At 39.7% G+C, this 10235-nt stretch carries 10 protein-coding genes and 4 tRNA genes; 6 read left to right on the top strand and 8 right to left on the bottom strand.

Annotated elements, in window-relative coordinates; all coding sequences use genetic code 11:
- The 7 genes from ACTHJT_RS09855 to ACTHJT_RS09825 all read right to left on the bottom strand — a co-directional run.
- Positions 1-850, bottom strand: an 850-nt coding sequence (locus tag ACTHJT_RS09855; RefSeq protein ID WP_440237852.1) for a ribonuclease Z, incomplete at its 3' end; no start/stop codon positions are given.
- A gap of 4 nt (positions 851-854) precedes the next feature.
- A complete protein-coding gene (locus ACTHJT_RS09850; RefSeq protein ID WP_440237851.1) occupies positions 855-1238 on the bottom strand; it encodes an STAS domain-containing protein in 384 nt (127 codons plus the stop codon).
- Between the two features lie 33 nt (positions 1239-1271).
- Positions 1272-2204, bottom strand: a complete 933-nt coding sequence (locus tag ACTHJT_RS09845) for a phosphoribosylaminoimidazolesuccinocarboxamide synthase (RefSeq protein WP_440237850.1) — start codon at positions 2202-2204, stop codon at positions 1272-1274.
- A gap of 124 nt (positions 2205-2328) precedes the next feature.
- Positions 2329-3921: a toxin-antitoxin system YwqK family antitoxin gene (locus tag ACTHJT_RS09840; RefSeq protein WP_440237849.1), complete on the bottom strand. Its 1593-nt coding sequence runs from the start codon at positions 3919-3921 to the stop codon at positions 2329-2331.
- 1 nt (position 3922) lies between these two features.
- Positions 3923-5101 carry a thiolase family protein gene (locus tag ACTHJT_RS09835; RefSeq protein WP_440237848.1) on the bottom strand — a complete coding sequence of 393 codons (1179 nt, stop codon included), beginning with the start codon at positions 5099-5101 and terminating at the stop codon, positions 3923-3925.
- A 107-nt stretch (positions 5102-5208) separates the two neighbouring features.
- Positions 5209-5907, bottom strand: coding sequence for a tetratricopeptide repeat protein (locus ACTHJT_RS09830; protein ID WP_440237847.1), 699 nt, complete (start codon positions 5905-5907; stop codon positions 5209-5211).
- On the bottom strand, positions 5907-6704 hold the full coding sequence (locus ACTHJT_RS09825; RefSeq protein ID WP_440237846.1) for a VWA domain-containing protein: 798 nt from the start codon (positions 6702-6704) through the stop codon (positions 5907-5909). The genes ACTHJT_RS09830 and ACTHJT_RS09825 overlap by 1 nt, the downstream gene beginning before the upstream one ends.
- Positions 6705-6990: 286 nt before the next feature.
- On the opposite strand from ACTHJT_RS09825, the gene ACTHJT_RS09820 reads away from it, so the two are divergent.
- From ACTHJT_RS09820 to ACTHJT_RS09805, 4 genes are all read left to right on the top strand, one after another.
- A tRNA-Ser gene (locus tag ACTHJT_RS09820) sits at positions 6991-7079 on the top strand.
- Between the two features lie 91 nt (positions 7080-7170).
- A tRNA-Pro gene (locus ACTHJT_RS09815) sits at positions 7171-7245 on the top strand.
- Between the two features lie 86 nt (positions 7246-7331).
- Positions 7332-7405: transfer RNA gene (locus ACTHJT_RS09810), tRNA-Arg, on the top strand.
- A gap of 67 nt (positions 7406-7472) precedes the next feature.
- Positions 7473-7547, top strand: a tRNA-Pro gene (locus ACTHJT_RS09805).
- 394 nt (positions 7548-7941) lie between these two features.
- On the opposite strand, the gene ACTHJT_RS09800 is transcribed toward ACTHJT_RS09805, so the two are convergent.
- Positions 7942-8826 carry a PorP/SprF family type IX secretion system membrane protein gene (locus ACTHJT_RS09800; protein WP_440237845.1) on the bottom strand — a complete coding sequence of 295 codons (885 nt, stop codon included), beginning with the start codon at positions 8824-8826 and terminating at the stop codon, positions 7942-7944.
- Positions 8827-8944: 118 nt separating this feature from the next.
- Between ACTHJT_RS09800 and ACTHJT_RS09795 the strand changes: the two genes are divergently transcribed.
- On the top strand, positions 8945-9517 hold the full coding sequence (locus ACTHJT_RS09795; protein WP_440237844.1) for an RNA polymerase sigma factor: 573 nt from the start codon (positions 8945-8947) through the stop codon (positions 9515-9517).
- Positions 9514-10235, top strand: a 722-nt coding sequence (locus tag ACTHJT_RS09790) for a hypothetical protein (RefSeq protein ID WP_440237843.1), incomplete at its 3' end; no start/stop codon positions are given. The genes ACTHJT_RS09795 and ACTHJT_RS09790, both read left to right, overlap by 4 nt.

The following is a 10235-nucleotide window of genomic DNA, read 5'->3' as shown; positions in this document are numbered from 1 at the left end:
CGGCAAGGAACGGTTCAACGTCATAATAACGTGAAGAGAAATGGCCGATTACTAATTTGCCAACGTTGGCTTCTTTGGCAACCATGGCAGCCTGTCTGGCAGTGGTATGGAATGTTGTATTGGCACGCTCGGAAAGTTCGTCGAGGAAGGTTGTTTCGTGGTATAACAGGTCTACTTCCTTGATCAAAGGAAGATAAGAAGCATTTACTTTTGTATCCGAGCAATAGGCATAGCTTCTTGATTTCTGGGCCTTCAGGCAGATCTCATCTACACGTGCCTTGATGTTGCCGTTTTCATCAACCACATCAATACCTTGCTTTAGCTGCGCGATCTCCAGCAGACTAAGCTCGGTCGGTAATTTGGTTTTATCAATTTTCAACGGTTTTGGTTTTTCTTTGAAAAGAAAACCATTGCATTTGATCCGGTGATCCAGTGGAATGGTATATACATCTACCAATGGGTGATCCAGAATATGTTCGCTTACATGCTTATCAAGTACGGTGTAATGAAGCGGAAATTGAAGAACTGTTTCAGAGTATTTCAGTTGAACCTGAATGATCTCGTCGAGACCGGGAGGAGCAAATAAATGAATGGGTGTTTTTCTGCCATACAAATTCATCGTACTTAATAATCCTACCAACCCAAAGAAGTGATCTCCGTGTAAATGGCTGATAAAAATATGCGATATTTTTGTATGGTTCAGTTTGTAGCGGCCAATCTGATATTGGGCAGCCTCGCCACAGTCAATCATAAAAAAATCTGTATGAACTTTTAAAAGCTGGGCCGATTGGTACCGGCCCTTTGACGGCGTCGCCGAACTTGAACCTAGAATAAACAGTTCAAAGTCCATTGGATTATTCAGCAGATTCTTCGTCTTCTAAATCACTTTCAATCTCATGAAGAAATACCGCATCGATGCTTTCTTCAACTGTTGGAAGCAAGGTTAGTATGGTATCCAACTGAGAGATCTTTAATAATTTCATTACGTGGTCATTTACGTTGCACATAACAAACAGGCCGCCGCTGTTAGAGCATACACGGTTACCGATCAGGATTGAGCTTAAGCCTGAAGAATCCGCATATTTCACATCGCTCATGTTCAGGATGATGTTGTTAAAACCTTCCGCATTAAGCGTTACTAATTCTGTTTTAAGATCAGGAGCAGTGATGGAGGTAAGTTTCTCTTCGTGTAATTGAAACAGAACGTATTTTTCTGTTTTTTCAACTGTAAATTTCATATGCGTAGTAAAATAAAATTCGAATATAGATGATTATAAAGATTTTAAAATGTTTTTTAGAATACGTTCCTCCGGATTGCTTTCTGTAGGCTTGCTAAAGGATTCACCCAGAACTTTTTCATACAGTTCAATATAACGTGCTGAAATGTTTGAGACAATATCATCTGTCATTGTCGGAACCGACTGGCCTTCCTTGCCCTGGAACCCGTTTTCGATCAGCCATTGTCTTACAAATTCCTTGGATAATTGTTTCTGTGCTTCACCAGCCTTCTGGCGTTCCACATATCCTTCGGTGTAAAAATATCTGGATGAATCCGGTGTATGGATTTCATCAATCAGATAAATTTTATCGCCCACTTTACCGAATTCGTATTTGGTATCAACCAAAATCAAACCTTGCTTCGCTGCAAGCTCCGTTCCGCGTTTGAATAATGCCTGGGTATATTTTTCAAGTTGAACATAATCTGCTTCACTCACGATACCACGTGCCAGCAAATCTTCCCTTGAAATATCCTCATCATGGCCTTCATCTGCCTTGGTTGTCGGGGTGATGATTGGTACAGGTAATTTGTCGTTTTCTTTTAAACCTTCCGGTAATGCAACACCGCAAAGTAAACGTTTACCCGCTTTGTACTCTCTTGCAGCATGACCGGCAAGATAACCACGGATCACCATTTCAACTTTAAAAGGTTCGCATTTGATACCGATACTGACAGACGGATCAGGCACGGATAAGATCCAGTTTGGAACAATGTCAGCTGTTTGTGCCAGCATTTTTGCTGCAATCTGATTTAATACCTGTCCTTTGAATGGAATTGCTTTTGGTAGTACCACATCAAATGCGGAGATTCTGTCGGTTGCTACTACAACTAATTTATCGGTGAAGTGATAAACATCACGTACTTTGCCTTTGTAAAATCCGGTTTGACCCGGTAATTGAAAATGAGTTTCTTTTATTGCATTCATAGAGAAATACTATATTCTGTCAAAGATAGGTTCAAAATATGAGCTTTAAAAGCAATGAAAACCGAAAGACAGAATTTATAGCTATTCTTTTATGAATTATAGAGTTATCAACATTTTTGCTGGTCTATTCATAGACTTTTTCAGAGACAGCCAGGTTGTTTTTGTACATTTCTTTTCGGGTTAGTTTGCCGGCTTCAGAAAAATATTTCCATTCGCCATGCTTTTTATCGCCGATGTAATTACCCGAAGTTTTCAGCACGCCTGAATCATAATATTCCTTGTAGGCGCCATGCTTTTTATTGTTTTTATAAGTGACCACTTCATCTAAAGCAGCATTGGGATGGTAGCTGGAAAAAGTACCGGTGCGTACATTGAAAGCATAATATTCTTTGGACGAGAGTGTTCCATTCTCATAATAGCTTAGTACTTCGCCGTTTACTTTTCCTTCTGTGAAAGGAGTGATTTTTTTCAACTGACCGTTGGCATAAAACTCCTTGATGATGCCGTTGGGTATAAACGCATTGCCGGTTGCCTGCTGCTTAACCTGGTAATCACCCTGTTCTTTGATATCACCGGATTCATAAAATTTCTTTATGGATACGGCTACACCATCTTTGGAATATTTTTCGATCCGGCTGGTTTTTCCATTTTCAAAATAGCTTGTATTTTCTCCTGTCTTTTGTCCGTTCAGGTAATGAAACTCGTGTTTCTGCACACCGGAATCGTACCAGGCTTTGTTGTCACCTGTTAATTCACCGTTTGAAAAGTTTGCCTCTAAAATTAATTGTCCGTTTTTGCTATAGCTTAATACAGTACCTTGCTTTTTACCTTTTTGCAGAATAGAGCTGGTCTCGAGTTGTCCGTTTTCATAATAAGTTTTAAATGAACCGTTCAACACACCATATACATAATTCTCTTCTGTTTGTATGTTTCCGGAAGGGTAGTAGGTAAGCGTTTTGCCGTGCTGGATGTTGTTGAGATAATTTGATTCGGAAAATAAATTCCCATTGCGGAAATATTGTTTTACAGAACCATCCAATATGCCTTTCTTATATGTAGCAAGTACACGTTTTTCGCCTTCTGGAAAATAACTGGTGATTACTCCATCAAGTTCATCATTTGCATAGTTTCCTTCCTGTGATTTTTTGCCGGATTCAAAGTAGCTTACAAAAGCGCCGTTGCGAACACCCTTTGAAAAATCAGACGTTATTTTGATTTTACCATTCGGATAATATTCTGTGTAAGCACTATCAGGCAGATCGTTGTAGAGGTAACAGGTTTTGACCAGGTTGCCGTTTGCATTGTAATAACGGTAGCCGGTATACATGACGCTGTCGTTGGATTTACTTTGGATCAGTGTATATATTTCTTTGGCTATGATGCTCCCGGACTCCGCATAATAAAAGGCTGTATCGATCTTGACATTGTTGAGGTAGCGTACACTGTATTTGATCAGGCCATGTTCGTAATACGAAGTGTAGCGGCCCTGCTTTTTATTGTACTGGTAAAAGCAATGAACCAGAGTATCGTGGTTCTGTGAGAATGAATAGAAATAGCCATGCTTCACGGCGGAGTCTGATGACAGCACCTGGTATTCTTCTTTCACCGGTGTAATGAGGCCAATGGAATCATAAGCATCATAATACGTGCGAATAACTTTTTGCGCAGAGGCGGAAAGTGATAAGATGAAAAAAACTACGAAGAGCCCTTTATTCATGTCAGGATAAATTTTCTATGATAATAGCACTGGATCCTCCGCCGCCATTGCATATACCAGCAGCACCATAACGTCCTTTGTTTGTTTTTAGTATATTCAGTAAGGTAACAACGATGCGTGCTCCGGAAGCCCCGATCGGGTGGCCCAGTGAAACGGCGCCGCCCCATACGTTTGCTTTGGCAGGATCGATACCCAGTTTCTGATTCAGTGCTAAACACACAACAGCAAATGCTTCATTCAATTCAAAATAATCAATATCTTCGATGCGTAAGTTAGCTTTCTCCAGCGCTTTGTTCACAGACAATACCGGTGCTGTCGTAAACCATAGCGGCGCCTGTGCTGCGTCAGCATAGGAAACAATCCGTGCCAGTGGTTTAACCTTGTATTTTGCTACAGCCTCCTCAGTCATTAAGAGTACTGCTGCAGCGCCATCGTTGATGGATGAAGCATTGGCAGCCGTTACCGTACCTGTCTTGTCAAATACAGGTTTCAGTTGTGGAATCTTATCGAAATTAACTTTGGAAAATTCTTCGTCTGTATCTACAATGGTTGTTTGTCCGGGCTTGCCTGTTACGCTTACAGGAGCGATTTCATTTTTGAATAATCCCTTTTCCCAGGCGTTCGCAGAACGTTTATAGGATTCAATAGCATAAACATCCTGTTGTTCACGACTGATGTTTAATTCTTTTGCTGTGTTCTCAGCTGCATTGCCCATGTGGCAATCGTGGTAAACATCCCAGAGGCCATCTTTGATGATGCCATCGGTTAGCTGGCCGTGGCCCAGCTTGTATCCTTGTCTCGCTTTATCCAGGTAATAAGGTACATTCGACATGCTTTCCATGCCCCCGGCTAATACTACGTCTGCATCACCGCATAAAAGTTGTTGTATACCAATGTGTATAGCTTTTAAACCTGAAGCACAAACTTTGTTCACGGTTGTTGCTTCAGTGCTATCTGGAAGTCCGGCAAACTTTGCTGCCTGTCTCGCTGGTGCCTGGCCCATGCCTGCATTTAATACATTGCCCATGTATACATGTTGTATGGCTTCTTTAGGCAGATCGAGATTCTGCAGACAGCCATTAATGGCAGCTGCGCCTAATTGTGATGCGCTTAAGGAGGATAGAGAGCCGGCTAAACTTCCGATAGGTGTGCGGCTGGCAGCAACGATGTATATGTTCATTTAATTATGAATTATAAATTATGAGTTATGAATTACGAATTACGAATTACGTGGTAGAATCAGTTATAAATTATGACTCATTTATAATTCATAATTCATAATTACTATCACCAATCTGGTTTGCGTGTATCTTTCGGAACGTGTTTTTTGATTTGGTTATAGTACTGCATTTCCTGTTCCTGAATGTATTGCAATATTTTTTCAGCCCGTTGTTTACTTAAGCGTTTCTGTTCATAAAGCATTCCGAAGTAGATGGAAGATTCGCCGGTGCCTTCCGCATCGAATTTATTTTCGGTCTGATTACTTTTGTCTGGGTTCTGATTCTGCCCGTTGCCATTGGAATCCTTGCCTTTTCCGCCGCCTTCGGATTGATTTTTCTGAACGGTAATCTTCAGGAATTCATAATTAAAAGCGGCTGTTTTATTTTCGGGATTGACACGAATAGCTTCTTTGAAATAAAACATCGCGAGCTTGTAACGCTTATTGCGATGCTGGATCAGGCCAAGCTGGCAGAGTGCAGTAGAGCGTATGGAGAGTTCTGATCCTAATGAAAGCTCGGTATAGATTTTTGCAGCCTCTCCATAATTCTGAGCCTTGTAGTAAGAATGCGCAAGATTAAGTTTAAGCGGATCAGAATCCGGTTCGTAGGTAGTAATCAGTTTTTGGTAATAGTTGATCGCTTCGGAATAAAAATGTGTTCTGTATGCTTGTTCTGCTTTCAGCTTCAATGAATTCGATTCCTGGATCTTATTAAAATAAAACCATGGATTGGAGAATACATGAAGAAAGAGCAAAAACTTTAACATTAAATTGTGATTGTTTTAATAGTTATCAATACATCCAATATAATCAACGTTAAGGCGATAATTAAAAAATAGTGGTACTTATTTCCTGCTGTTTCAATCTTTACAATTCCTTCACTATCACCTTTATAATTTCGAATGCTGGAATACAACGCGGGTTCGTTATTTTTTTTGTCGCTTACCTCAAAATATTTGGCAAGCGTGTTGGAAGTTAAACCAGCCAGTGATTCTTTTTGCAGCATAGAAAAGACATCTTCGCCATTCTGATCTTTCTTATATGATTTCTGATAAGGGATACGGCTTCCCAGTTCTGTTCCTATACCTACAATATTGAACGTCGTAAAGGCATCGGTACTTACGGAAGTGGCTTCGTCTGTAATGCCTTCGCCGTCGGTAAGGAGTACCACAATGTTGGGTTTGGTATTGCCTTCTTTTTTATAATTACTCAGGTAATTGTTAGAGAGGCGCAGTGCATCGTATGTATTGGTACCGGTATTATCAAAAAGGGAAGAGGTTGCTGTTTGTGTAAATACCAGGAACGTTTCGCTGTCGAAGGTGAGCGGACATTGTAATGAAGCTCCTGAAGCAAAGGCAATTAATCCAAATTGACAGGTTGGATTCTGGTTTACAATATTAGTAATAATGGTATGAGCTTTTTCAAGTCGGCTGGGCGATACATCGCGCGCATTCATGGATAAAGAAACATCCAGAACAAACAGAATGTTTTTTGAACGGATGGAGACTTCACTTTTACTTTTTCCAAAAGATGGTCCAAGGAGTGCAATTAAGATGCTGGCCATTGCTAAGCATCTCATTGCAAATTTGATATATACTTTTCCGCGGAGTGAGGAACGGATTTTTTTTGCAATGCGCCCGATCCTGAAAAAAAAGATAATATTTACCAGCAGGAATATGCCTACGGAAGTGTAAATAAACCAGGAGATATGGGAGTAGAAATGCATAATTTTATACAGTTTCCAAGCTACAAATTGCCTTTTACAATTCAAAAAATAAATATTTGTGGAAATCTTTTGCATCATGCTATGGTTTATTAGAAACAAAATATTACCTTTGTGAAACTTTTAAGGAGAGGTGACTGAGAGGCCGAAAGTAGCCGTTTGCTAAACTGCCGTACGTGTTAAAGCGTACCGAGGGTTCGAATCCCTCCCTCTCCACAGAAAGAGATTTCAGCCTTACAGCGACTTCTCCGCAAAAGTAAAAGCGAAGCTTAACGTTCTTTAAAAGTTTAAGGAGAGATCCTTAGTTCGGGGTGTAGCGTAGTCCGGTCATCGCGCCTGGTTTGGGACCAGGAGGTCGCAAGTTCGAATCTTGCCACCCCGACATTTACTTTATAAAAAGTTTCAGGTTTACTTGAAACTTTTTTCATTTAATTGAAGGCCTTATACAGGTTTATAAATAAAAGTATTGATCCCGTAGCTCAGCTGGATAGAGCAACTGCCTTCTAAGCAGTAGGTCTTGTGTTCGAATCACAACGGGATCACAGATAGTAAAGGAACGATTTGCTTCGTTCCTTTTTTTGTCTTGTTCGTTTAGTGTTGTTTTGTGTTCGGGGTGTAGCGTAGTCCGGTCATCGCGCCTGGTTTGGGACCAGGAGGTCGCAAGTTCGAATCTTGCCACCCCGACATTTAAAGACTCAAAGAGATTTGAGTCTTTTTTTTATTTAAAATGATTGAGTCCGATTATCGCGTGGCTCCAAGGTCGCAAGTTGCCACCTCGACTTTGGTATTTCTTAAAGAAATTCAGGAAGCTATTTTTGTTTATGATCTTGATAGCTTGATTAAAATTTCGAATTGCAATTTGTTGGAGTGAAACAATTGCAGTTTATATCTCTGTCATCTTGCAATGATATGGTGCTATGGTTGCGGTTCTTCCGATACTTATCGGAGAAGCACCTCACAGTTAAAGACTCAAAGAGATTGTATCAAAACATTCTATAGTTTTTTCTCTCTTGAGGTTACTTTATTATTTAATAATGTGTTTAATCAATATATGTCTTATTCTTTAGTAATAATGATTTTATTCCAAAGAATAAGATAATGTGATCTCAAAGGATTGCACATTGCCTAAAACAGCTGATGGCCAGGGAGCATTATATGAAAACATACAATTCGTTTTACCTTTCATAAAAGTAAAGTCTTTAAAACCGAAAAAATAGGAAGTGCCCAGCTTATATCTATAGCTTGCACCGACTGCAACAAGATCGCGGATCAGGAACGAAGCATTCAGGTCGATATTGCTGCCTTCTTTCTTAAGCGTATATAATACTGCAGGTAAAAAACTAACTGCAGGCGAAATAAAAAAACGGTCAGAATAATAGAAGCGGTAAAAGCGGTTTATAGGTATTTGTTCTGTTACCACGAGTATGGATTTGTTAAAAATCTGACCGGATGAAATACCGATCCGGTGTTGTTTGGAAGATAGCATTAACCCGATACCTGCATCTGGAGCAAAGGAAGAAACACTGCCGGATGTGCTTGTCTGGTCTGCATGGAAGTTCACAAAACCCAGTGCAGCACCGGCCGACACAGTCAGTTGTTCTGAAAGAGGTAAGTGATAGGCATATTGTAAATATGCCCGGTTAAAAGATAATATACTGCCTTCAACATTATTCATAAATGAGAGACCTAATGCATTTCGCGCGAGTTTAAGATCTTTTTTAAATGAATATTCACCGGAAGCATAAAAGTTACGTACACGGCTGAAATAACCGCTGTGTACCTGTTCGCCGGAGCGGATCGTAAATTTTGCATCCGCAGCGGTAGCAGCAGGGTTGATAATGGAGTATTGGTTAAAAAATTGTGAGAAGGAAATGGGGTATTGAAGCGTTGTCTGAGAAAATAGGTATCCAGCCTGAGAGAACAGGAAAAAGGAAAAAAAGTATTTTTTGATGGTACTGAACACAAACGCAATATATTTACATTTAAGTATTATACGTATTCTTTGAAAGAAAAAAGATTAGTTTTTCACAATAATAATACATAAGTGGTTACTTCTTTCGTAGGAAATGGGTATATATTATATGAATGAAAAAGATATCATCATACTTAATTTAATTCAGCAAGGCAAGGATAACGAAGCCCTGGCAATGATCTATAAATCAACGTTGCCTAAGATACGCAATTATATTCTGCGGAACAGTGGTACTGAAGATGATGTGAAAGATATATTTCAGGATGCTGTGGTAATTTTTTACCGCCGTGTAAAGACCGGCAGGCTGGAAGAAATGATTAATATTGACGGTTTTCTATATTCGGTATCGCGGAATTTATACCTGAACCATTTAAGTCGTTATGCCAGCAAAAATTTACGCATTACAATAGAAGATAAAGAAGATCTTGCAGAAGATATTTTCGAAGATTTGCTGCTGCGGGAAAAAGAAACCCAGATGGATAAATTGCTGGGTAAGGTAGGAGAGGCTTGTATGAAAATATTAAAGATGGCCATTTTTCAACATTATACTATGAAAGAAATTGCAGAGAAACTGGGTTATGCTAATCAGGATGTGGTTAAATCGAAAAATTATAAATGTCGCCAACGTCTTACTGAATTATTGAAAGGCAATGAAGAACTGATAAACATGTTACGGTCATGAATGCACCAGATAATCTATATGAACGTATCGACGCTTATTTAAATGGTCACTTGTCTGAGAAAGACAAGCAGGCGTTTGAAGCTGACATGGAAGCAGATGCTTCTTTCAGTAAAGAAGTAGAACTTCAGAAATTAATACATCAGCTGATTCTGGAGAAAGGACTTTCTGATATCCGTAAGCAGGTTGGAAAGGACATTACTGTAAAAAAACAATTGCCGTGGGGAGAAATTAATTTTATAGTATTCAGTATACTTTTTACCGGGCTGTTGTGTTATTTATGGGTTGATCCATTCAAGAAAGATAAAGCGGTAAGTAAGATACCTGATGTTACTGCTACGCGAACTGTAGAACAGACAAAGAGCATACAAGAGGCAAAAACAGATTCACCCAAACAAAAGGAAAAAGATTTCCGTGTTTCAGAAATACCGGCAGTACATGATACTACTGCTTTAATTACTTCAGCCTCATCACAGGTTCAGAGACCCGTTCATGGTAAGGATACGTCTGTAGTTGTAGTGCATCAGGTATCTGACCCACAACAAGCCAATGAGAAGAATACAAAAAAAGAAGACGCAACAGTTCCTTGTCCTGAAATTCTATTCAGCGTACATACGGAAGCTTCCTGCCGCAACGGAAATACAGGTAGTGTTCAGCTGTTACTTTCAGGTGTCTATGGTGGTCAACCTCCTTACAGATATACTATTGATGGAGAATCTTC

This window comes from Cytophaga sp. (assembly GCF_051961495.1).
Lineage (GTDB): Bacteria > Bacteroidota > Bacteroidia > Cytophagales > Cytophagaceae > Cytophaga.
Note: the sequence above shows the minus strand (reverse complement) of the source record. Positions and strands in the feature narration are given on the sequence as shown.

What these genes read in the sequence shown, in the direction of transcription:
- ACTHJT_RS09850 (WP_440237851.1), bottom strand. Translation starts at nt 1,238, where the DNA reads ATGAAATTTACAGTTGAAAAAACAGAAAAATACGTTCTGTTTCAATTA.
- ACTHJT_RS09845 (WP_440237850.1), bottom strand. Translation starts at nt 2,204, where the DNA reads ATGAATGCAATAAAAGAAACTCATTTTCAATTACCGGGTCAAACCGGA.
- ACTHJT_RS09840 (WP_440237849.1), bottom strand. Translation starts at nt 3,921, where the DNA reads ATGAATAAAGGGCTCTTCGTAGTTTTTTTCATCTTATCACTTTCCGCC.
- ACTHJT_RS09835 (WP_440237848.1), bottom strand. Translation starts at nt 5,101, where the DNA reads ATGAACATATACATCGTTGCTGCCAGCCGCACACCTATCGGAAGTTTA.
- ACTHJT_RS09830 (WP_440237847.1), bottom strand. Translation starts at nt 5,907, where the DNA reads ATGTTAAAGTTTTTGCTCTTTCTTCATGTATTCTCCAATCCATGGTTT.
- ACTHJT_RS09825 (WP_440237846.1), bottom strand. Translation starts at nt 6,704, where the DNA reads ATGGCCAGCATCTTAATTGCACTCCTTGGACCATCTTTTGGAAAAAGT.
- ACTHJT_RS09795 (WP_440237844.1), top strand. Translation starts at nt 8,945, where the DNA reads ATGAATGAAAAAGATATCATCATACTTAATTTAATTCAGCAAGGCAAG.